This is a genomic window from Paenibacillus vulneris (genome assembly GCF_039543185.1).
Taxonomy (GTDB): Bacteria; Bacillota; Bacilli; order Paenibacillales; family NBRC-103111; genus Paenibacillus_S; species Paenibacillus_S vulneris.
On the sequence record NZ_BAABJG010000013.1, the window covers coordinates 80,937 to 102,764 of the forward strand.

Here is a 21,828-nt window from a genome sequence, read left to right on the forward strand (position 1 = left end):
CAATACCCTATTTAACTGATAGGAATTATATGTTATTATGTGAATTAAATTCATTAGCTAGGGGAGAGATACTATGGCGATTACGACATTTAAAGCATCCGCGCACTTGCAGCAAGGCGTTGCGGTCAAAGTTCAATCAAGACAGTTCGAGTTCACGATCGATGAACCAAAAAGTTTGGGCGGTACGGATACAGGTCCCAATCCAGTTGAAGTTGTACTCGGCGCACTGGGTGCTTGCCAGTCTATCGTCGCTAGAGTGTATGCTCCTAAATTTGATGTCAATCTAAAAGACTTCCGGGTAGAAGTAGAAGGCGATCTTGATTTAGACGGATTCTTTAAACGATCGGATGTCCGCCCAGGCTATTCGGATATTCGGTACACGTTCCATATCAAGACTGATGCTCCCAAAGAACGGGTGGAGCAATTTATAGCTTTCTTAGAAGAAACTTGCCCCGTTGGAGATACGATCGCGAACAAAGTAAACCTGAAGTTAAGCGGTATCGTCATCGAGAACGACTAGTTAAGTTTTTAACCTAAAGGCGTTGCTGAACCAGAAAGTGAGATGTAATGGAGGTTCAACATATAAAAGTGAGAGCATTCCGACCGAGCTTTACGCTACCGCGTTATTTTAGAACCCTGACCTTCAGCAAGGGACAGTAGTCCTTCGTGCAGTCAGGGTTCTTTTTTGGAGTATAGATTGAGAACGATCAGGCCAATTCTTCCTGCACTGCTTCGGTTTTTCTTCCTTTTCGATTCACCAGCGTTAGGCTCAGCGCGTCATATCCGTTACGTTTCGCCTCTTCAAAATCGCAATACCCGCCGCTGATCAGCATCAACCGCCCTTGTTCATCAACATCGTCGGAAAATTCTTCATCCCAATCGACATTGTAATAGGCCGTAATATACATCTCGAAAGTATCTTCGCCGTCCTGATCCACGTAAGGCTGCAGCGGCAACCGGTCGGTATGCTGCTCCTTCGAATAAGTATCGCATAGCATTGCGTTATAGCCATGCTTGCAGCCGTCGAACAGAATGAACCGTTCTTCGGTGATCGGGTCCTCGGCCAAGATCAGCTGAGGGGCAAAGTCAGTCGTTGCGATCAACCCGTCCATCAGTTCTCCGTAATAATAAAGGCGAAACTGTGTGCGGCCTTCCTTCGTCTGCAGCTTGCCTGTCCATTCCTCTTCAAACCAAGTCTCCGGTTTATCAGCGATGGTTACCTCTTCGAGATAAGCCGGCCCAAGCCGATAATTTGATTGCTCAGACATAGAATAGTTTCCTTTCTTTGCGGGATGAATAAAAAAGATTTACTTTGCTTCTCTCACGCTCATTCCATCTTTTAATTATATCATCCTTATACTTTACAGTCTTATGCTGGACAACCGTTCGAGGACGAAGCTGAACCCCCTCAACTAAAGGTCGAATTATCCCTCTTTAATCGCCCCTTGACTTTTATCGTTTACAGACGTAAACTTTAATCATCGTTTACACACGTAAACAATAACCGTAGAAAAAGGTGAAGCTATTGAACAATCCCCCTCACATTACCGAGGCCGAGAGTGAAGTGATGAAGCTTCTATGGCAGAAGGAGCCTTTGACGGCTGTCGAGATCATCTCCCAGCTGAAGGATTCGATGGATTGGTCGGACCAGACTATCAAAACCTTCCTCAATCGCCTCCACAAAAAAAAGGCCATCCGATTTGAAAAGTCCGGCAGAAACTACCTCTATTATCCGATGGTTACATACGACGAATATGTTAAAGCAGCGAACCGCTCCTTCCTCGACCGGATGTATAACGGGGCTGTCGGGATGCTGTTCGCCAAGTTCCTGGAAGAGGAGAAGCTCTCCGACAATGAAATTGAGCAGCTCCAGCAGCTATTGGAGAAAAAGAAAAGAGACGGCAGCTAAGAGCCGCTGGCTGCTTCTGCCGTGAGGCTGCCGGAAGGAGAACGTATATTCATGAAAATGATCGAAACCCTATTCTATCTCATGCTGACTGCATCTCTGGCATCCATTGTCATCATATTGCTGCTGCTCGTCATTCGGAAGCTGCTGTACAAACGGCTTAGCCCGCGCATTTTTCATGTCCTGTGGTTTCTTGTATTGATCAAGCTGCTTGTTCCCATAGCCCCACAAAGTCCTGTCAGCCTCTTCAATCTGGTCCCGCATGACTTGCAGGAGTTATCGATTGGGCCTAAAGGGAATGCGGAGGAGCAACCCGTTTCTTCACAAACTGGCTATGAAGCCAGCCCGGCATTAATGAGCACTGCAGCAGACGATTTCGCTCCCGCTCCTGCGCCGAAGCTGACGGAACAGCCGAGTGTCCCAGCAAAGCCGTCGCCTCAAACGGATACCTATGCAGACAAGCGATACGAGCCGTATAAGCTGCTTACGATCGGCTCACTCGTATGGGTTGCGGGGCTGTTGTCTTTGAGTATGTATTACCTGTTCGTTACCCTAAGATTCAATAGACAAGTTGGAGCATCCCGCATGCTCGATAATCACGAGGTTCTCTCCATTCTGGAGGTGTGCAAGGAGAAGCTCGGCATCACCGCAGCGATTCCCATCTACGAGACCGATCGCCTCCACAGCCCATGCATCTACGGCTTGACGAAGCCGAAAATTTACTTGCCCGCGGATATCGTAACGATCGCCGATTCCCGTCAGCTGACTCACATTCTTTTGCATGAGCTGACCCATTATAAACGCAGGGACCTATGGTTCCATTTCGTATGGACATGGACCGCTGTGCTTCACTGGTACAATCCCTTTGTCTGGCTCTCCATGAAAAAAATGAAGGCCGACCGGGAAGTTGCATGCGACGCAGGCGTACTCGAAGTGCTGGGCGAGCAGGAAGCCTCATCCTACGGCAGGACGCTTCTTATGCTGTCGCGGTTATTTGCCCGAAGCGCTTCGCCCCAGGTCAATCTTTCGCCTTTTTTTGAAAACCATAAAGAAATGAAACGGAGAATTACGATGATCGCCAAATTCAAAAAAGGCACGTACAAGCTGTCCGCGGCCGCTATCATTCTCGTTCTAGCCCTAAGCGCCGTTATGCTCACGAATGCTTCGGAGAACGCCAAAAGTGCGGAAGCGGAAGCAGCTTCAGGCATAGCTTCCAAGCAAGGGAGCCCTTCTACCTTTCAGTTTCAGAGATTGAATGACTGGGCTAAATGGTTCAACAATCTGGAGAGGGCGAATGAATTTGCCGGCTTCTCGTTCAAAGTTCCCGATTTCCTTCCGGACGGGTATCAATTGTCAAGTATCTACGTTGACGAGAACTATGTGAATCGTACGGATAATCAAGTCACCATCAACTTTGTATCCAATCACGGTCAAGAGGACGAGAAGCAATTCGAAGTGATCGCCTCCATGGGAAACTTACTGAACGGGGCCCTCTCTCAATTACTGCAGGGGAGCGAAACAAGGAAAATCCCGGGCCCGACATGGGGGGCGGCACAACCGCAAACCTATATCCAGGATGAGGTTACGTATGCCAATATCCGCGGGATTTTGGTAACCACCGTGCAAAAATACGAGAATCATGAGCCGGAGATCGAAAAGGCTTTCTTCTGGCGAGATGACACAATATACTATGCCATACGATTTTACAGCGAAGATCATACCTTAGAGGAAGGACTTCCCCGGAATCGGAGAACGATTTCGCAAACCGAACTGGAAACCATTTTACAATCGTTTCAATACCCGCAGCACATCCAGCATGTCCGCTACGACGGGAAGGGAAATTCATTTCCGATCTATGGTGAACAAGATTTGCAGCAAGCGGAACAGCTGCTGGGCTTTAAAGTGAAATATCCGTTCGCTATTTTGAATAATGAACTCAAGCTTGTGGATTTGGTAATGCTTCAGGCAGGAGATCAGAATACCGGGTACTCCTTCCGGCACACCGTGAATGCGGTTAGAAATTCATATCTATCACTAGACGATCCCAAAAAAGGAAGTCTCACAGTCTACCAGAGCAAATCCCCTCTAATTGACGGCTCGCAATTGACACAGATTCGCACTCTGGACGTGAACGGGCTACGCATTTCTGTCTATAAAGACGACCGTCACGTCTACGGCGGACCTTATTACCGCGATGCCGACAAGACGGAAATATTAACCAAAAGCTATTACTTATGGGAGCAGAACGGCATTTATTATGCTGCCAACCTAGACGATCGCGATATGAAGGAAGAAGACCACGAAAAGCTTATCAAAGCTTTCCTTCTCGCCCCTCAGAGAGGCTGAGAGCGAGCTGATCCAGGAGGGGTACGTGATGTTCCCCTCCTTTCCTTTTGCCGGAAGCTCGGGCTATAACTCCGATGCTCGGACAAGCGATTCTAAGGTTATCTTCAAGGTGGTTTGATTCGAAATTTGATGGGTTGCAATTCACTTGGGATTTCTTGTCATTTTATATCATATATGATATATTTATACCATATATGATATAAAGTCATCATCGCGTTCTTTTTATAACATCATACAGAGAGGGTCATCTGCTGGTCATGCTCACCGAATTCCGGAAGACCACCAATCAAACGCCTGATCCAGAATTGCAACGGGCGTTAAACCGGATGAAGGATTGGAAAAGCCGTCATCCCAAGAAGTAAGAAGTATAAGGGCAGGGCTGCTTGGAGCGCCCTTCCTCACATCTTGTCTTGATAGGAGGTGATCGCATATGACAGATCATCCGCAAGGCCCCGTAGATTGGGATGATTTCAAAAAGAAGATCAATGCGCTCAACGAAACGGAAAAAGAAGTCATCGAACAAATGGCCCGGTTGGTCAGTGAAATCACACGTAGAAGAAAAGCACTCGGATTAACGCAGACGGAAGTGGCAAAACGTGCCGGAATCACCCAAGCACAAGTAGCGCGGTTGGAAAATTCCCATACTGTACCTTCCATGGAAACAGTCATGAAAGTAGCTCTAGCGCTCGGTTTGAAAATCGGATTCGAGGAAGCCGCTGCAGCCCAAGTTGCAACTGCCTAATCGATCGGAACATGTTCTGTACCCTATTTCATAGTCCACCTCTCAAGAGAGCCGAAAGGCTCTCTCTTTTTTATGACGTAATATCCTATAAGTAAACGAGGGACGGAGGAACCGACGGATGAAGCTTCAATCACTATACGATGAGTATCTGAATATCAAATTCAACCGGGGATTACCATCTGCTGCTCCGACAGATGGATTCGAATATAGTCTGTGCGAAGACGGTAGCGCGGAGTTGTTCTTTGTCGGTCATGAGGAGGAGTCGTTTAGGGAGTGGGCGGGTGAATTACAGCCGAGGGATCCTACTTACACAGCGAACCCGGACTGGGAGCCCGTGCTCTCGGCTTTTTATAAGCAGCTGGATGTATATGATGAACAGATTTTATATTATCTGCTGTTTACTATTAACCGGACGATGTCCATTATCAAGATCAATCCGTACAATGCCATGAATGATTTTATGAAGAACTATTGCTTTTTCCAGCTATCTCAGTTGACGCACATAACCAGATTGAATAAGGAGCAGAAGGATTCGTTAAGAGACTTTTTCTTCTTTTTCTACCTTTACGCTCACCCGGTTAATGAAGAGACCCTTTACTCCTTTTCATTCCGCGGGCATGATCTGGTTCATACGAAAACCAATATCTGGATGGAGCATTATTTTACTGCCTATCACGATTATTACCGCGATCATTTCGATAAGTATAAGGATAGCTTATTCATAACCCCGCAAGAAATCAATGCTTGCAAGAAGCTTACTCTGGAGCTGTTACGTTCGATAGAAGGCAAATCACCCAAGCTGATCATGCCCCCGGAGGAAGGATTAGAGGATGTGCTGCAGCTGATCAATGACGTCAATGCTTTCCTGCAGATGCATTCCGAGGATAAAACAAAGCTGTTCGGTATCATGAGAGACTTTCTTTCTAGCAACCGCTCTACCCCCTATCACGATCACTGCTTCCGTACACTGCTTCAGAATTACGTCACTTATATCCTTTATTTTCAATTCGAAGACCTTCATGACTTGGTCGATTACTTTAAAGACACTCCGCCAGGGTGCAAATCGGCTATCAATAAAATCTTTACGGATGCTATCTTTATTCAAAAGATCATGAGGCAAAACCGTATCGATATCGCCGAGTATGAGAATATAATCGAATTCTTCGACGAAGAAGCTCGCAGGATCTATCTATGATCCAAATGTATTGTTAGGCCATCCTTGCTGGGGCGGCCTTTTTGGCGAGCGGTCAGATTTAAGATAATCTGACTTTATCACGTATCACGTCGATAGCATCGTAAATGAGCTGCATCCGCTCCGTTGACGGCCAATCGCCGCGATGCTGGCAGCCCCTTTCTTCCATGAGCAGAAACGCCCGCAAATCCCATAGCGAACAACCGGCGAATTGAGGGTCGCGTTCGTACGCTTGTTCCACCCGGTCCGCAGCGTCGAAGCATTCTTCGAAAGAATCGAACTCGTCGAATGTCATCGCGAACTTAGCGATACCCATCCAGCCCGCCATCTTTTCCGGTACATCGGCCTCCGTCAGCTCTTCACTCGCAATGAGACGGTATTCCTCTGCATTTCCAGCCATTTTTTTCGCCTCCCCTCTTAGATTATCTGAAAATCACCTTAAAACGAAAGGGGTACCCCAACGGGATACCCATCACTTTTTCATAGCTTCTTTAACCCACTGACAATCTTATGCTTGCTTCCCTTTTGTTCCGCTGTTCAGCCACTGGAAAATAGCAACGGCTAATACCGAGCCGACAAGCGGTGCGATAAGGAACACCCATAATTGGGACAAGGCTTGCCCGCCAAGCAGAAGCGCCGGCCCCAGGCTTCTTGCAGGGTTGACGGACGTTCCTGTTAAGGCAATACCCAGAATATGGACGAAAGCGAGCGTCAGTCCGATGACCAGGCCGGTTACGTTTCCATTGCTCACCGAGGAGGTCACGCCCAGGATCGTATAAATAAAAACGAAGGTTAAAATGATTTCGACAACGACCGCCATCAGCGCCGAAATCCCGATTCCGTAGCCAGGGCCGAAACCGTTCTGCCCGAGTCCCGTCGTGGGCATGCCCGCAGAGACGATAATGGCGTACAGAATGGCGGAGCCCGCAATAGCGCCGGCAATTTGTGAAAGAACATACCCGATAAAGTCGGTGCTCGTCAGTTTACGGCTGAGAAGCATAGCCAGTGAAACCGCCGGATTGATATGACACCCCGAAATCGGACCGATAACGTAGGCCATCGCCACAATAGAAAGCCCGAATGCCAATGCGATTCCCAAATACCCCAGCTCACCACCCGCCGTAGCAGCGCTGCCGCAACCGAATAGAACAAGCACCATAGTTCCAATGAATTCGGCAGCATACTTTTTGAAAGACGAGTTCATAACATCCCTCCTAATGAATAATCAACCTTATCCATCATAAATGATGCAAATAGACAAAAACTGTACAAAGGGCGGGATGGAGTGAAATAGATGTAAAATCCTATTAGTGAATTTTTGTACAAGAGCGTTTGCCCTTTAGATGATATGCAGGATAGCATCATAAGTGACCACGAAAATTTTATTTGAAATGTAACAGCAAGCGGTAAGGCTCGTTCGTGTAATTGTGACCCTAAAAAAGAGTTCTCCCCTCCGCTTAATCGATGGTAAGAATAATCTTACCGCGGCCGTGCCTGGTTTCTATCAGCCGGTGGGCATCCGCAACAAGTTCGAGCGGGAACGTCTGCCGGATATGGATGTGCAGCTTGCCTTTTGAATGCAGCTCTACCAGTTCTGCAAGGCGGGCTGCCGAGCGTTCAGCGCGGACGACACGAAGGCCGAGCTCCTCAACGAGGTCATAGGCGAAGAACGTGCATATACGATTCTTATCCTTCACTAAGCTCACCGCAGCCCGAAGCCCCTCCCCTCCTGCCGTATCGAATGCGGCGTCGACGCCTTCCGGCGCAATCGCCCGTAACCGCTCGACTAGCTCTTCCTCATACGTCACTGGAATAGCGCCCAACGAACGAAGGTAGTCGTGGTTACGCTCGCTGGCGGTGCCGATGATGGTCTTCGCCCCCCACTCTCTCGCAAGCTGTACGGCAAAAGCGCCAAGTGAGCCGGCCGCACCATTGATCAATACCGTATCGCCCGGTCCAACGCCGATGGCTTTCAAAGCGATGTACGCGCCCTGGCCGTTGCCGGTCAGTCCGCCTGCCTCTTCCCAGGTCATGCTGCTGGGCTTGCTTACGATTTGGTCTGCACCAACGACCACGTATTCGGCATAACAATTCAATAACGCAAAGCCCAGCACCTCGCCGCCGATGTGAAAGCCGGTTACACCCTCCCCTACTTGATCGATGATGCCTGCAAACTCATTGCCCGGAATTTGTGGAAGTTGAATAGCTACACCCTGCGGAGTCCAGCCGCTCCGCACGCCGCAGTCATAATGCTGCACCCCCGCCGTTTTCACCCGAACCCTGACTTGCCCCGGACCGGCCTGCGGATCGGGAAACGACATCACCTCCATAACCTCTGGTCCACCAACCGAACGAAATGCTGCTGCTTTCATAGAACAATCCTCCCCTGTTCATAATGTCTGCTTCCCCAAAAATGAGATTTTTTATATAAAAGCGCATTGCTTTCCTTGCATGCTTTATTTTACAATCACTTGTGAATAAACAAAAATATATCTCAAACCATAGGGATTATATACTCGAGTATATGGGAGGGGAAAATGGATGGAGCTGCTGCAGCTGCAGTATTTTCGAACGGTGGCTCGATTGGAGCACATGACGAAGGCGGCACAGGAGCTGTGCATCGCGCAGCCTGCGCTGAGCAAGACGATCTCCAGACTGGAGGAAAGCGTTGGAGTTCCTTTGTTCGATAGACATGGGGGAAGGATTCGCCTTAATACCTTCGGCAAGGCATTTCTGGACAAAGTAGAGAAGGCACTCACCCTGCTGGACGAAGGGAGGAAAGAAGTGTCTGAGCTGGCGGGACTCGAACAAGGGAGTATTCATCTCGCCACATCAACGCTGGACCGATTATCGGAGGCGCTCGGCGAATTTCTCACACTTCATCCGGAAGTCAACTTTCGGATTACACAGGCTTCGATGGAAGAAATGACGCATTTGGTGGAAGCAGGCGAGGTCGACATGTGTTTTACGGCCCTGCCGATCGATCGGCCCGACATAAGCACCGTGTCCGTTTTGAAGGAAGATGTTTATTTGGCTGTTCCACAAGGACACCGTTTTGCCGGGAGAAAGAGCATACGTTTGAGTGAGCTGGCGGAGGACTCGTTTATCGGGTATAAGGAGGGGCTTCCTTTTCAGCGGATGAACGATTTGTTCTTTCAGGAAGCTGGGATTACACCTAACTTCGTCTGCCGGGTCGACGAGCCTGCCGCCATCGCTAGTCTTGTCCGAGCCGGATTAGGCGTTGCACTTGTAGGAAATTGCGGCGGCCCGAACTCCCCTCTGAACCTGCTCCGTATTGAGTTCCCCGTTTGCCAGCGTAATTTCCAAATCGTATGGTACGAGAAGCGGTACCTATCCCTAGCTGCGCGCAAGTTTCGCGACTTTCTCATCGGGTATTTTGCCGAATCAGAGGAAGCAGGTTGAATGGGAATAAGGCTGTATCCAATATAAAATACAAGGTGTCCAAAGATGCGGTACTGCTTACCCTTCAGAACAGGAAGACTTCCATTCGCGGCGGCGGATGTATTGCTCGCCCCATTCACCCAGTTGGTCTAATATGAATTGCAATGAATTTCCAAGCTCACTCATTTCATAGACAACCTTCGGCGGCACCTGATTATATACCGTTCTCGTGATGATACCGTCTTCCTCCAATTCCCGAAGCTGTTGAATCAGCATTTTCTGCGTTATATCGGGAATAGCTTTTTTTAATTCGCTCGTTCTTTTGGGCCCGGGTCCGCAGTTCAAATGGCATAAAATCAATAATTTCCACTTCCCCCCGATCACTTCCAATGTCGCTTCCGCAGGGATGTTAAAAGACCGAGTTATCTGTTCTTCCATGGGATCACCATCCTCTCGTTCCTTAGAATGTACGGTTACTTTTTAGTGCTTATGTCACTTTGAAGTGTTTATAGCACAAGAAAGTAAGTACTTCCTATATTTCTCAGAATACATGATAATTTTATCGTACTTCATTCGAAGTCAAAAGAGAAATAGGGAGGGTGCCATTTATGAAAATTTTAACCGTTGTATCACACCCGCGGGAGAACTCTTTAACCTTTTCCGTAACAGGCAGATTCGTCCAAGGACTCGCCGATGCAGGGCACGAGACGGAGGTGCTGGACTTGCATCGCAGCGGCTTTAATCCCGTAATGTGGGAAGCGGATGAACCGGATTGGTCATCTGATCACAAGATCTATTCACCTGAGGTGGAGGCCGAAATGGAACGAATGAAGCATCATGACGCGCTCGCCTTTATTTTCCCGATATGGTGGTTCAACCTGCCAGCTATGCTCAAAGGATATATCGATCGGGTATGGAATAATGGTTTTGCGTACGGCTCTACTACATTGCATCATAAAAAAGTACTGTGGCTTGGTCTGGCAGGAGCTCCAAAAGAACATTTCGAGAAGAGAGAATACGATAAGATACTCTCCCGACACCTCAACATCGGAATAGCCGATTACTGCGGAATCTCTAATAGCAAGGTCGAGATATTATACGACACCTTGGATTCAAGGCCGGAAACCTTCGAGAATCTCCTGTCACGCGCCTACCATTTGGGGCTGGAATACGACAACGATATAAAAGCCGCTAAGGAAGCTTGATATAAGATTGACATACCAAAGACCCCTTTCGTTCGAGAGGGGCCTTTACTTTCAATATTTTTGGGATAAACCGGGCCTTCTTGTTTGTACCGAATGAATTATGGAACTATTTCAAAAACGGAGCCTTGGTGAAAATCCGCTACTTTCATAGACCCATAGACACCTAAATAGAGCCGGGTTTGATCCAGATTCGTTCCCAAACTAACATAGTAAGCTGATTGAGAACCGAACGGATCATCCGTTTCAATAACACTAAAATCGCTAGGTCTACAGTCCGTTTGTGCCCTGGAATAAGCTAAAACCCCTCTAACCGGAGGGCGAGAGCCTTCACTGCGGGCAAGATCGGTAAATACAACGCTTCCCGTTAAAGCGGGGATTCCATTCCCTCTATAGGGCTGGACCCCTGTTAGTGCGGTTCCTCCGAATTTGTCAGGCCGGGGGTCTTGATGAAAATAGCTCACCAAAGGCTGCAGACGCCTCGCTGAGGTCATTACGGTTTCATTGTAATAAGCAATGGTCTTCTCATCCCCGGTTGGATTTCCAGAGCAGCCCCTAATGGTCGAAGTAGGAAAAGCGCCTTCCCACCCTCTCCAGCCAAAGTTAATAAACCCTTGCTGATCAGGCTCAGAATTCATTGCAGAAGCTTGAACAAGCTGGGTAACCGGTATTGGTTTATAATGAACGAATGAAAAAATCGACTCTACCAGGTCCTGTCCGACAATTCCCACATATTTGATATACTGATTATAGACCCTTTGAAATGAAATGCCCGGAATATTACGGACCCCTTTGGCTATTACCGTAAGCGTTTCCTGGATAGGTACGGGAAGCTCATCAAAACGTGTGACCACGGGCGGGTTGTACATAAATGTGTTCTTGCCTACGTCAATTTCAATAATTTTCCCTGCGATTTCCATATCGTTCTGACTTAAATTAAACGGGTCATAGCCGGATCCGCCATCTCCGGTTGTCAAAACAAGCCTTCCTGTTTCGGGCGAAAAATTCAAGCTATTAACACCATTATGGTTTAAAAATGGTCTTCTTATATTCAGTAATGTTCGCCGCTTTTGAGGCTGGCCATTCGGTTGTAATACCCATTCTTCCACTGTATCGATATGATCATATTGCGATTCTCTATGTATCCACTGCAGGTGTAACGTTTTGGGATCACACGGGTTAGGCTTAAAGGATTCAAATTCACCTGAAAGCGCGCCGGGACCTTGAGTTCCCGCTGCTGAAAAATGAAGATAGAAAAGACCGTTAGAATAAAATTCGGGATGAAACGCAAGCCCGAGCAACCCCCGTTCATCATATCCGCCAGAGCCGCCTAGTTTTAGGATGCGGGGGCTAATATTTAACAACGTCCTTATAACTCCGCCTCGTATGTAAAAGACCTCTCCTACCTGGGTCGCAATAAATAAGGTTTCGGCTGAATCACCCGGGAGCATAGCGGTTTTCAAAACAGTGGGCATATTGATTCTGCTTACAATGGGCCGCAAATGAGCCTTAACTTTTATCAACTATAGTAGCCCCCTCCTCTTGTTTCCCTTTTTAGAAATATGATTAGAGCGATTCCTTTAGTACCAGGAGGTTTTCTTCAGAGCCTTATTTCTTCTCGAAAAAAAACGGAGCAAACGACATATAAGCGCTGCTCCGGTCGGATGAATGCCGCTGGATATTCCATATCCTTTATTTGACCATCGGCTCCCACGAATTGTAAAAAAATCCTCCTGCGGTGCCTTAGGCCAAGATTGCAGCTAATCCGTTCAGAATATTTTAATTGGAGACAGCTTTAAAGGAGCGTTTCGTTAACTTCAATTCCTTAGCTAGATCAATAGCCTGCTTCATATCCTCATGCTGGCTGGACCAGTGCCAGCTCCCGTACCTGCCGATGCTGTAGATGTTATGCTGCTGCAAGTAGCCTCGGAGCCTAGATGTGATCCGATCGTCCGGCAAGCAATAGTTGTGCTCCAGATAGATTGGTTTCATAGTCACAATATCCCGTTCATCCTCAATGATCCCAATGCTTATAAGGTCCTTAATGACCCGTGGCCTTAAGCTTAATGCTTCCTGTTCATCCTTAAAAAACAAGGGGGAGCACTCTACATAAATGGAACTATAGCCTTCCGGGGCCATACTTGATTGAACATTGCTATAGAAACCGATGCGGTAGCAGCAGTACTTCATCTCCGATACATAAATCCAGCTTTTGTTGGCATGCAGCGGATTTTTCTTTACTCCTAAATTGAGGATGAATCCCCTGCTTGCTTGCAAATGCCGGGATAAGCTTGCGATCTGACTATCTGCACCGTCCAGCATGCTTATCAGTTTGGGTAACGGCATCGTGGAAATAACCGTGTCCCAAGGAACCGTTTGATCATTGATGGTGATTGTTCGGTTATGAAGATGAATCGATTGGACTTGAGAATTGAACTGAATGCATGCATGGTTCGCCAGGTGTTCCGGAATCGCTTGGGCCCCTAACGGGCTTTGCGGATAATAAAAATAACTGTTATATCCCGCAGTATTCTTGTCCGTTCGAACATTTCTGATTTGCTCGTATTGGCTTACTTGGATTTGTGCCAGATCCGATACCCCGAACATCTTCCTGTTATAATCCCTGAAAAAATATTCAAACAAAGTAGGTCCGTACGATCGGAGCAGCATGTCCAAATAGTTCTGGAAGCGGCCCCCTCTGTCTGCTTCCTTTTCCTTTATGGCGATTAACTCCCGATTAATCTGATTGACAAATCGACGGTCTTCATGCTTTTTATAGCTCTGCTGCAACGGAAAGTCGAACCATTTTCCTTCCAGGTATACGAAGGCTTGCCGTGTGTGCCTTTGCAGAGGAAGTCCTTCCAAAAGCTGCAAAACCTCCGGGACATTTTGATAATGAAACCAATGGCCACCTACATCGAAGGTAAACTTGCCAACGGGAGTATCGATTCCATACGATGCGGCTTTCCCTCCAAGTCTGGAACTGCCTTCCAGGACCTTCGCATGGCCTAAGCTTGCTGCAAAAGATAAGCCGGTTACGCCCGCTCCGATAACATATATGGACACCATGCTCCCCCTTTTTTCTACTAGATCTGCATGACGCTTCTAATTCGTGAATTGACCTTATGTACGTCATATTTTTGCTCTGCTATGTCGCGACTGCATGCTCCCATTCTTTCTATCAAGCCAGGTTCTAGAATGAATCGTTCCATAGCCTCAGCTAGCGCGGCGGCGTTCTTAACCGGTACCAGGAAACCGTTGTATTCTTGAATAACCGTTTCCTTGCATCCAGGTGTATTCGTAGTAATAACAGGCATCCCCATTGACATCGCTTCCAATATAGATTTAGGAGTTCCTTCACGATAATAGGAGGGCAGGACGAAAACGTCCGAGCTGTTTAGATGCGGTCGAACATCCCTGGTTTCTCCAAGATAATCAACCACCTGCTCATTTATCCATTCGGTCATTTGATCCTCACGGATCGCCGTCGGGTTAACATCAAAGGGGCCTAGCAGCTTGATGCCTATGTCCGGATACTTTCTTTTTAAAATTCTCGCAGCTTCGATGTATTCGTAAATTCCTTTGGCCTTAATTATTCTTGCTATAAGGATAAAGGTAACAGGCGCTTTGCCCGTCCTGCCGGAAGGCTTTCTAAATGAAGTAAGGTTGACACCCACTCCGTTCACTATCGTCGCTTTTTCCCGCTGAATGAAGTGAATGTTAGTAAATAGTTGAAGATCATCCTCGTTTTCAAAAAAAGCCCCTTCACAATGACGAAAGGCCTGGCGGTATAAGGTTTTGACAATCGGCATCAGCATTCGCTGCTTCCAGGTTCGTTCCATGAACATATAGCCTAATCCGGTGATGTTGACAAATACCCTTCCCTTGTTTGCGAGTCTGGCCGCCAGGCTGCCGTAAAATACGGGCTTGATAGAGTAGCAGCTGATGATATCGGGGTCCTCATCTCCTATGATCCGAACCAAATGAAGAATACTGCGTAGATCATACAACGGGTTTAACCCTGTATTCCGGATAGGAACCCGAACGAACTTAACCCCAATGGCAGCCAACGTATCCCCCGCTATGGTATCAGGTGCCAAAGCCGTTACGCTGTGCCCGTCCCGTACCAATGATTCCAAAAGATCCCGGCTAAAATTCAAATAGTACTTGGCGTACGGAACAACAAATAAAACCTTTGCCATTTCATCACCTTCTCGGGACCGTATTAGCTTACGTTTACCTGACTTAATTTGTATGCCGCCACACATACCAATCCGAATGCTGCCGCTGCCAATCCATAGGCATCAAACGACAGGATGAGTAAGGCGGTGGTACCCAATATAATGGCACCCGCATAGGCGAGCAGTACCGTTTTTTTGACGGATAACCCCATCTTGACAAGTCTTAATGCAAAATGATCCTGGCTCCCTCGAAGCGGAGACTTCCCAGCCTTTATTCGCAGTACAGAGACAAAGATCAGCTCAAATAAGGGAATCCCTAGAATAAAAACCGGGACGATCAGCTGCCGGCCAAACTCCTGACCCTCCGTCCAATCTATCACCGTGCATGCAAATAAAAAACCAATCAGTAAACTGCCGGTATCGCCCATATAGATTCTCGCAGGCTGGAAATTATAGATCAGAAAGCCTAAGCATGCACCTGCCAAAGCTAGCATTAAAGCACTGCTGAATAGATCCCCTGAAAGCTGCAGCAACAATGCAAAAAATAAAGAACAAATACTAACAATGCCTGCCGCAAGCCCGTCCATAGTATCGATTAAGTTAATGGCGTTAGACACACCTATGATCCAAAGGATGGTCACTGCAAGGTTCAATATTCCGTTATCAAAAAACGAGAAAGAGATCCCGCTGGACCCAACGATGAAAGCAGCAATAAACTGTACAATAAGCTTCGTAACGGGTGATACCGGCCTTATGTCATCAACGAGACCTAGTCCCAGTATAATCAGCGAGCCAAGTATTTTACCGTACTGGTTCATCAAGGTCACATGATCGTTCTGTAAGATCAGTACGACTGCTACAGCGGCAAAAATAGCTAGTCCTCCCAAATAGGGAATGGGGCGCTTATGAGTTTTCAATTCCGTATTTGGATAATCAACGATGCGCAGCTTAAGCGCGATAATCCTCATGATAGGGGTCAATAGCATGCAAAACGCTAGCGAGAAAAAGAAGCTGGATGCTAACAAATGAGTTGTATCCCCCTTCGTTCGTTATAAGGCTTTTGATTTTACAAAAAATAACGTTCGTTTTAACGAACAAGTCTTGTCCCCATTATATTTCGACTGTAATAAAATAGCAATTCATTTCTATATTTTCCTGCTACTTTTATCTCGTAATTTCCCGAATACCTGATCGTACTTCCCGTCTTGGAATTCATCCTTCGGAGCTCTTGCGGTATACTATTTCGTAAAGAGGTGAGTGTGGTGGAATCGTTGAAGTCCATTTATCAGCGATATTTCGATGAAACGTTGTTTGGCCAAAAGAACGGAGTAACGTACAATCTGCGACCGGAGATCGGCGCCGGGAATGCCTGCAAGGTCACTACTTACAGCGGGATCGAAATCGTGTATCACGACATTCGTTATCATGAACCGTATCCTTTTTGTTTTGCTTCCAGAGGACGTATGGTTGAGCTTCAGTTTACTCTTTCCGGGGGGCGGCAGGTGAATGTGTCCGGTCATGATCATGAGACTCCGGTCGGGCAGGGTGCGCTTGCTTTAATTCAAGACTTTCAAGCACAGTTTTATCCCTCGGCACAAGAACCGTATGTTTCTCTATCGCTGGCCATTCCGGTTTCTCTATTTGATTATGCGGCTCATGAGTTGACGACTTCAACCAATACAAACTTTGAATTCGACCGGCTCCTGCAGGGGCAAACCTTCCGCCGCTATTGTTTTGAAAATGACGCCAGAAGCATGGTATTGGCGAAGCAATTAATCTCCGATTTTAAAGACGCCAATAGATCCCCATTACTGATGGAAGCATCCGCATTGGAGTTACTGAACATGTATATGCTTCAATTATTCGAGCCTTCGCCCAGACCGGGCGGCTTGTCCAAAGGGGATATCCAAAAACTGCATAGGGCTAAGGAAATACTTGAATCTTGTATGACCGACCCTCCTTCTCTGCTGGCCTTGGCCAAAATGGTCGGGTTAAACGACTTTAAACTGAAGACGGGATTCAAGGCATGTTTTGGAATGACCGTATTCGAGTATTTGAGACACGTTCGTCTCGAGCATGCGATGATGGTTCTGCGGAACCAAGAGTCCAATGTAACCGAAACTGCGATGATGGTAGGCTACAGCAACGTAAGCGCGTTTTCCGAGCAATTCATTCGGAAGTTTGGTATAAAGCCGTCGGAGATAAAAAAATATTTTTAATCCGTTTGACCGTAATTGATTCCGTTTCACGGGAGCGGTCCGTACCGCAAATCCCTTATACTCCTCTTCAAACAATACTATTGTGTAGAGGAGTGTAAGAATGAACAAAATGAAGGGAAGCATTTTTTTCAGTGTTTTCGCAGCCATGCTGGGGCTTATGCTTATCGCGCCGATTACCCCCTCGCTTATACGAGAATTGGGCTTAAGGGAAATCCATTCCGGAATCCTTATTTCCGTCGGATCGATTATGATGGCGGTTATGGCTCCTGTATGGGGGAATATCAGCGATGTGAAGGGACGGAAGCCGGTAATCCTGATTGGGTTTATTGGTATATCCATCAGCACTTTATTGTTGGCGGTCACCTTCTACAGCGGTCTCCATCACTGGCTTAGCGGCGGACTACTGCTGTCGCTGATGATCGTCACGCGAAGCTTGGTCGGGATGTTTATCCCGGCAATCCTTTCCTCCTCACAAGCTTATATGGGAGATGTGACGGAGGGGAAGGAAAGAGGAACCGGCATGGCGATCATTAGCGCGGCAAATGGGCTTGGGCTTATTCTCGGCCCGGCGATCGCCGGTGTATTTACATTATTTGGTTTGCTGTGGCCTTTATATTTTGGAATTGGGATTGCAATAGTTGCCTATTTCATCACTCTGCTGCTGATGCCTGCAAAGAAACCGGCGACAGCGAAGGGGTCTGCCAAAGTCAGCCCATTTCAACCTGGTTTGCGCAATTATTTAATCGTGGCGCTAGTCACGATGATAGGAATCGTAACGATTCAAGTTATTGGAGGGTTTTATCTGCAGGATCAGCTGAGCCTCCCCTCCGATCAGCTGGCAAGAATAGTATCCTTCGGATTAATGCTTACGGGCATTGCCATGCTCTCTGCCCAAATCGTGCAGTCCAAATGGCTGAAATGGGAGCCGCGGCCGATGATCCTGCTCGGTTCCTTGATTCTCGTCGTAAGCATGCTCCTATTCCTTCTTACGGCTCACCTACCGTTCTACTATTCGGCGTTTTTTGTTTTTGGATTAGGATCGGGCTTTATGATGACCGGATTTATGGCAGGCGCTTCTCTTTCGGTAAGCAGCGAACAGCAAGGAGGCGTTGCCGGCTTGGTTGCTGCCATGCAGGGAATCGCCGCCATCATCGCCCCTATTCTAAGCACCACTCTATATCAAATGAATCGTTACAGCCCTATGGCCATGATAGCTGTCCTTACCACCCTCTTGGGCGCAGGGATGCTGGCCCGCTTGCGAAGGGAACCGGCCCATAGCGCTATCAAGCGAATGGAAGGCCGGGAGATTCGGGCCGTCTCCGAAGATGCTAAGTAGGGCAGCGGCACCCCCTTTGAAGCTTACTTTTGAGAATCAAGAATAAACATAGATGCATCTTGTCCCATGAAAATTTTACTTCCGGTATAAAAGGTTCGGGATTGAATATCCCTATACCCTATTTTCGTCATGATGTTAGCCAGCTCTGCTTGATCAAATCCGTTATGAACGATATCTGACACTATGTTTTCATTTTTATTAAAATCTACAATCAGTAAATGGCCTCCTTCATTTAAAGCGTCAAATAACCTTGATAAGACCAATTCGACGTCACTAATATGAAGGAGGACCTGCGCCATAAAAATATAGTCAGCCTGAAAATCCGATACACCTTCCTTCTCAAAATCAAAGCATAAGGTGTCTGCTTTTTGAATATCAGAGCGGGAGATTTTTTGCTTGATTTGATCAAGCATGTTTTGCGATGTATCCAGAAACAGCATGGATTTAAACTCGTTTAGCAGGTTCATTCCGACAAGACCCGTTCCGCAACCAAAATCAATAGCATTCTTACTTTTAGTGTCAACTAAATAGGTGCGAATGGCCTCCGATGATACCTTTGCAATTTGGATTCTTTCAGGGGTGTCGTATAGGTTAGCTATCATCTCAAACTTATCCGTATTTCCCATTCGTTTCTCTCCTTCTGCCGTTAAATATGTTCTGACAGGTCCATCACGTTATGAAAATGAATTTCGCTCAACTATTCGATGACCTCTTCAACTACCATAATCTCAGAATCTGTAATCCTCATGCAAATCATACCTGCTAACCAACAGGATTATTCTCGCTGAATCCCGTTCCCATGATGGGGAATATCGGTATAGCATTTGCAGGTCTGCGCAATTATATTGCCAATCTTCATACGGAACAGCTGCCTAAAGAAATTTTTGTTGGCCACCGTTCTTTCCTTTTTCCGTTATAGACAAAAGATCGCGCCAATTGCCGCGGCAGAGTCATCAGAGAATTATTGATATGACTACAGCCGGGATAGATTGGCCATACAATTAACGCCAGCGGCGATAGGTTCAGCCGCCAATTCGTCATTGAACACGGCGTACATAATCATGGTTTTACCGTTTCTTTCAGAGCATATATTTAATACCGATATTTACTTAGGGAAGGGGACTGGACGATTGCCTAAAAAAAGGGGTACATCAACAGGCTATACAAAGTCATCGGCAGGCATAAAGAACGATCGGAGAGAAGAGCTTTCTATAAACTCTCTTGACAATAAGCGCTTGAACAAAAGACCTAATTTTCTGCTAATTATGGTAGATGAGGAACGCTATCCCCCTGTTTACGAAAGCACAGAACTGAAAACATGGCGTGAGCAGAACTTGCTGGCTCAGGAATTTCTTCGCAGCAATGGATTAGAGTTTCAACGTCATTATGCTGCTTCTGTCGCATGCTCCCCGAGCCGTGCAACCTTATTTACAGGACATTATCCCTCCTTGCACGGAGTGACTCAGACAAGCGGCCCCGGAAAGGGACCTTTCGGGGCCGGGATATTTTGGCTTGACCCGAACACAGTCCCGACCATAGGAGACTACTTTGAAGCTGCGGGATACCAAACCTTTTACAAAGGCAAGTGGCATATTTCGCATTCGGACATTTTGATTCCCGGTACTTATCAATCGTTTCCAAGCTACGACCCGCAGACCGGCGTACCCGGACCGCAAAGAGTTGATCTTTATTTAAATGCGGACCGCCTTGCCCCTTATGGGTTCCACGGATGGGTCGGCCCTGAGCCGCATGGCTCAAGTCCTCATGATTCCGGATCGTCGTCGGCCATCGGATTGGCAGGCAGAGACCAGGTGTTTGCGGCGGAAACCGTAGAGCTGATCGAACGTCTGGACCGGGAGCAAAGAGAACATCCCTCGGCGGAATCAAAGCCGTGGTTCATTGTTTCCTCTTTCGTGAACCCGCATGATATTACCTTGTTTGGAGAGATTACGCGTCAGCTTCCGCAATTCAACTTTGAAGTAGACCCAACGATCCCCGATATTCCTCCGCCTCCGACATGGACCGAATCCCTAAGCACGAAGCCTCGCGCTCAACGAAGCTATCGTGATCTGTATCCCCGGGTATTCCAGCCTACCGGAAACTCGAATTTCTACCGCCAGCTGTACTTTCAGCTTCAGAAAAACGTGGACCAGCAAATAGGAAAGGTACTGCAAAGCCTGCGAAGCTCCTCTTTCTACGAAGATACGATTGTGATCTTTAGTTCAGACCATGGGGAGATGTTAGGCGCCCATGGCGGCATGCATCAGAAATGGTACAACGCTTATGAAGAGACCATTCATGTACCGCTGTTGATGCATAATCCCAAGCTGTTTAACGGCCGGAAAACAACGGATATACTTACATCCCATGTAGATCTGCTTCCTACCATGCTTGGGCTTGCCGGAATTGACGCCGATGTGGTTCAACAAAGCTTAAAAAATGATCATACGGAAGTGCATCCCTTGGTTGGCAGAGATTTATCTCCTTTGATCTTAGGGGAAGGCAAGCCGGACCGAGCCGGGGAACCTCTTTATTTCATGACGGATGATGACCCGACCACCAACGCGGTCAAACATGGGCTGTTGGGAATCCCCTATGAACCTGTCGTACAGCCAAAGCATATTGAAACCGTGATTGCTGAGCTCCATACGAATGGACGCAGCGAGATTTGGAAGTATTCGGTTTACTTCGATAATCCCCAATTCTGGTCGAATCCGGGCATCAAAGATGAACAAACGCATCAGGCTCCAGCTCTATTAAAAGACGGAACCTTTCGCCAGATTCATCAATCTATTTGTTTCACTACTGTAAAAACGGAACCCGTCCCGAACCAATATGAATTGTATAATGTAACCGCAGATCCGCTGGAGGTCACCAATTTGGCATTTCCGAGCAATACCACGGACGAGTCCAGAAAAATTCAGAGGAGAATGTCCGTGCTGCTGAAGGAACAACGCCAGAAGAAACGACTGTCACCTTCCAGCGGCAATGTGTGAGGCTATTTCGAATGCCACGGACAGCTGTCTCAGCACCAATTTATCGCTATCCCAAGGTCATAAAAGGCTCAGGATACGGCTCTGAGCCTCTTATTATCAAAAATTGCCGCCGCTCGCGGTAAGGTCTGCCATGCTGTCTGTAACGGCAATTGTTAAGGGCACCCACTCCGGGAGGGTCGATTGCCGAAACATGATATGCAAAGAAAAAAACAACCATCGACGACATGAACGTCGACAATGGTTGTTTAGTATAACTGTTTACTTATCGATTAAATCGGTCGTCTTAAGCATTCTTTCAATCAGCGC

The 21,828-nt window shown here is 47.2% G+C and carries 20 protein-coding genes and 1 pseudogene; 11 read left to right on the forward strand and 10 right to left on the reverse strand.

What is annotated here, in order from left to right:
- Positions 1–73 precede the first annotated feature (73 nt).
- Complete coding sequence (locus ABEA66_RS12110) at positions 74–520, forward strand: OsmC family protein (protein ID WP_192703106.1); 447 nt, start codon at positions 74–76, stop codon at positions 518–520.
- Positions 521–707: 187 nt separating this feature from the next.
- Here the strand turns inward: ABEA66_RS12110 and ABEA66_RS12115 are convergent, their stop codons facing one another.
- Positions 708–1,268: a hypothetical protein gene (locus ABEA66_RS12115; RefSeq protein ID WP_345587727.1), complete on the reverse strand. Its 561-nt coding sequence runs from the start codon at positions 1,266–1,268 to the stop codon at positions 708–710.
- A gap of 248 nt (positions 1,269–1,516) precedes the next feature.
- On the opposite strand from ABEA66_RS12115, the gene ABEA66_RS12120 reads away from it, so the two are divergent.
- The 5 genes and pseudogenes from ABEA66_RS12120 to ABEA66_RS12135 all read left to right on the forward strand — a co-directional run bounded on the left by ABEA66_RS12120 (position 1,517) and on the right by ABEA66_RS12135 (position 6,189).
- A complete protein-coding gene (locus ABEA66_RS12120) occupies positions 1,517–1,909 on the forward strand; it encodes a BlaI/MecI/CopY family transcriptional regulator (protein WP_345587728.1) in 393 nt (130 codons plus the stop codon).
- A 51-nt stretch (positions 1,910–1,960) separates the two neighbouring features.
- On the forward strand, positions 1,961–4,252 hold the full coding sequence (locus ABEA66_RS12125; RefSeq protein WP_345587729.1) for a M56 family metallopeptidase: 2,292 nt from the start codon (positions 1,961–1,963) through the stop codon (positions 4,250–4,252).
- A 218-nt stretch (positions 4,253–4,470) separates the two neighbouring features.
- Positions 4,471–4,614: pseudogene (locus tag ABEA66_RS36330) on the forward strand (type II toxin-antitoxin system RelE/ParE family toxin); the annotation flags it as partial.
- A gap of 68 nt (positions 4,615–4,682) precedes the next feature.
- Positions 4,683–4,994 carry a helix-turn-helix domain-containing protein gene (locus ABEA66_RS12130; RefSeq protein ID WP_079911303.1) on the forward strand — a complete coding sequence of 104 codons (312 nt, stop codon included), beginning with the start codon at positions 4,683–4,685 and terminating at the stop codon, positions 4,992–4,994.
- A 118-nt stretch (positions 4,995–5,112) separates the two neighbouring features.
- Entirely contained in the window at positions 5,113–6,189 is a 1,077-nt protein-coding gene (locus ABEA66_RS12135; RefSeq protein WP_345587730.1) for a hypothetical protein, read from the forward strand.
- 58 nt (positions 6,190–6,247) lie between these two features.
- Here the strand turns inward: ABEA66_RS12135 and ABEA66_RS12140 are convergent, their stop codons facing one another.
- The 3 genes from ABEA66_RS12140 to ABEA66_RS12150 all read right to left on the reverse strand — a co-directional run bounded on the left by ABEA66_RS12140 (position 6,248) and on the right by ABEA66_RS12150 (position 8,558).
- Positions 6,248–6,586 carry a hypothetical protein gene (locus ABEA66_RS12140; RefSeq protein WP_345587731.1) on the reverse strand — a complete coding sequence of 113 codons (339 nt, stop codon included), beginning with the start codon at positions 6,584–6,586 and terminating at the stop codon, positions 6,248–6,250.
- Positions 6,587–6,694: 108 nt separating this feature from the next.
- A complete protein-coding gene (locus ABEA66_RS12145) occupies positions 6,695–7,390 on the reverse strand; it encodes an MIP/aquaporin family protein (RefSeq protein WP_079911306.1) in 696 nt (231 codons plus the stop codon).
- Between the two features lie 253 nt (positions 7,391–7,643).
- Positions 7,644–8,558, reverse strand: a complete 915-nt coding sequence (locus tag ABEA66_RS12150) for an NADP-dependent oxidoreductase (protein ID WP_345587732.1) — start codon at positions 8,556–8,558, stop codon at positions 7,644–7,646.
- A 169-nt stretch (positions 8,559–8,727) separates the two neighbouring features.
- Between ABEA66_RS12150 and ABEA66_RS12155 the strand changes: the two genes are divergently transcribed.
- Positions 8,728–9,609 (forward strand): LysR family transcriptional regulator, encoded by an 882-nt coding sequence (locus ABEA66_RS12155; RefSeq protein WP_345587733.1) that lies wholly within the window; start codon positions 8,728–8,730, stop codon positions 9,607–9,609.
- A 57-nt stretch (positions 9,610–9,666) separates the two neighbouring features.
- Here the strand turns inward: ABEA66_RS12155 and ABEA66_RS12160 are convergent, their stop codons facing one another.
- Positions 9,667–10,026: a winged helix-turn-helix transcriptional regulator gene (locus tag ABEA66_RS12160; protein ID WP_345587734.1), complete on the reverse strand. Its 360-nt coding sequence runs from the start codon at positions 10,024–10,026 to the stop codon at positions 9,667–9,669.
- Positions 10,027–10,196: 170 nt separating this feature from the next.
- Here ABEA66_RS12160 and ABEA66_RS12165 point away from each other — a divergent pair, with 170 nt between their 5' ends.
- Complete coding sequence (locus tag ABEA66_RS12165) at positions 10,197–10,793, forward strand: NAD(P)H oxidoreductase (RefSeq protein ID WP_345587735.1); 597 nt, start codon at positions 10,197–10,199, stop codon at positions 10,791–10,793.
- 98 nt (positions 10,794–10,891) lie between these two features.
- Here ABEA66_RS12165 and ABEA66_RS12170 read toward each other — a convergent pair whose 3' ends face one another.
- The 4 genes from ABEA66_RS12170 to ABEA66_RS12185 form a co-directional block, all read right to left on the reverse strand.
- Entirely contained in the window at positions 10,892–12,313 is a 1,422-nt protein-coding gene (locus tag ABEA66_RS12170; RefSeq protein WP_345587736.1) for a PQQ-dependent sugar dehydrogenase, read from the reverse strand.
- Between the two features lie 256 nt (positions 12,314–12,569).
- On the reverse strand, positions 12,570–13,859 hold the full coding sequence (locus ABEA66_RS12175; protein ID WP_345587737.1) for a protoporphyrinogen/coproporphyrinogen oxidase: 1,290 nt from the start codon (positions 13,857–13,859) through the stop codon (positions 12,570–12,572).
- A gap of 17 nt (positions 13,860–13,876) precedes the next feature.
- The gene (locus ABEA66_RS12180; RefSeq protein WP_345587738.1) at positions 13,877–14,992 is read right to left on the reverse strand and encodes a glycosyltransferase family 4 protein; all 1,116 of its coding nucleotides are present in this window, start codon (positions 14,990–14,992) and stop codon (positions 13,877–13,879) included.
- 23 nt (positions 14,993–15,015) lie between these two features.
- On the reverse strand, positions 15,016–15,996 hold the full coding sequence (locus ABEA66_RS12185) for a glycosyltransferase family 4 protein (protein ID WP_345587739.1): 981 nt from the start codon (positions 15,994–15,996) through the stop codon (positions 15,016–15,018).
- A gap of 237 nt (positions 15,997–16,233) precedes the next feature.
- On the opposite strand from ABEA66_RS12185, the gene ABEA66_RS12190 reads away from it, so the two are divergent.
- Together ABEA66_RS12190 and ABEA66_RS12195 are read left to right on the forward strand one after the other, a co-directional pair.
- A complete protein-coding gene (locus ABEA66_RS12190; RefSeq protein ID WP_345587740.1) occupies positions 16,234–17,190 on the forward strand; it encodes a helix-turn-helix transcriptional regulator in 957 nt (318 codons plus the stop codon).
- Positions 17,191–17,290: 100 nt separating this feature from the next.
- Positions 17,291–18,526 (forward strand): MFS transporter, encoded by a 1,236-nt coding sequence (locus ABEA66_RS12195; protein ID WP_345587741.1) that lies wholly within the window; start codon positions 17,291–17,293, stop codon positions 18,524–18,526.
- Positions 18,527–18,549: 23 nt separating this feature from the next.
- On the opposite strand, the gene ABEA66_RS12200 is transcribed toward ABEA66_RS12195, so the two are convergent.
- Positions 18,550–19,152, reverse strand: coding sequence for a class I SAM-dependent methyltransferase (locus ABEA66_RS12200; protein WP_345587742.1), 603 nt, complete (start codon positions 19,150–19,152; stop codon positions 18,550–18,552).
- Between the two features lie 609 nt (positions 19,153–19,761).
- Between ABEA66_RS12200 and ABEA66_RS12205 the strand changes: the two genes are divergently transcribed.
- Positions 19,762–21,522, forward strand: coding sequence for a sulfatase family protein (locus ABEA66_RS12205; RefSeq protein WP_377740819.1), 1,761 nt, complete (start codon positions 19,762–19,764; stop codon positions 21,520–21,522).
- Positions 21,523–21,828: the final 306 nt, after the last annotated feature.

Excerpts from the sequence above, each read along its gene's own strand:
- ABEA66_RS12110 (WP_192703106.1), top strand. The coding sequence starts at position 74 with ATGGCGATTACGACATTTAAAGCATCCGCGCACTTGCAGCAAGGCGTT.
- ABEA66_RS12115 (WP_345587727.1), bottom strand. The coding sequence starts at position 1,268 with ATGTCTGAGCAATCAAATTATCGGCTTGGGCCGGCTTATCTCGAAGAG.
- ABEA66_RS12125 (WP_345587729.1), top strand. The coding sequence starts at position 1,961 with ATGAAAATGATCGAAACCCTATTCTATCTCATGCTGACTGCATCTCTG.
- ABEA66_RS12130 (WP_079911303.1), top strand. The coding sequence starts at position 4,683 with ATGACAGATCATCCGCAAGGCCCCGTAGATTGGGATGATTTCAAAAAG.
- ABEA66_RS12135 (WP_345587730.1), top strand. The coding sequence starts at position 5,113 with ATGAAGCTTCAATCACTATACGATGAGTATCTGAATATCAAATTCAAC.
- ABEA66_RS12140 (WP_345587731.1), bottom strand. The coding sequence starts at position 6,586 with ATGGCTGGAAATGCAGAGGAATACCGTCTCATTGCGAGTGAAGAGCTG.
- ABEA66_RS12145 (WP_079911306.1), bottom strand. The coding sequence starts at position 7,390 with ATGAACTCGTCTTTCAAAAAGTATGCTGCCGAATTCATTGGAACTATG.
- ABEA66_RS12150 (WP_345587732.1), bottom strand. The coding sequence starts at position 8,558 with ATGAAAGCAGCAGCATTTCGTTCGGTTGGTGGACCAGAGGTTATGGAG.
- ABEA66_RS12155 (WP_345587733.1), top strand. The coding sequence starts at position 8,728 with ATGGAGCTGCTGCAGCTGCAGTATTTTCGAACGGTGGCTCGATTGGAG.
- ABEA66_RS12160 (WP_345587734.1), bottom strand. The coding sequence starts at position 10,026 with ATGGAAGAACAGATAACTCGGTCTTTTAACATCCCTGCGGAAGCGACA.
- ABEA66_RS12165 (WP_345587735.1), top strand. The coding sequence starts at position 10,197 with ATGAAAATTTTAACCGTTGTATCACACCCGCGGGAGAACTCTTTAACC.
- ABEA66_RS12175 (WP_345587737.1), bottom strand. The coding sequence starts at position 13,859 with ATGGTGTCCATATATGTTATCGGAGCGGGCGTAACCGGCTTATCTTTT.
- ABEA66_RS12180 (WP_345587738.1), bottom strand. The coding sequence starts at position 14,992 with ATGGCAAAGGTTTTATTTGTTGTTCCGTACGCCAAGTACTATTTGAAT.
- ABEA66_RS12195 (WP_345587741.1), top strand. The coding sequence starts at position 17,291 with ATGAACAAAATGAAGGGAAGCATTTTTTTCAGTGTTTTCGCAGCCATG.
- ABEA66_RS12200 (WP_345587742.1), bottom strand. The coding sequence starts at position 19,152 with ATGGGAAATACGGATAAGTTTGAGATGATAGCTAACCTATACGACACC.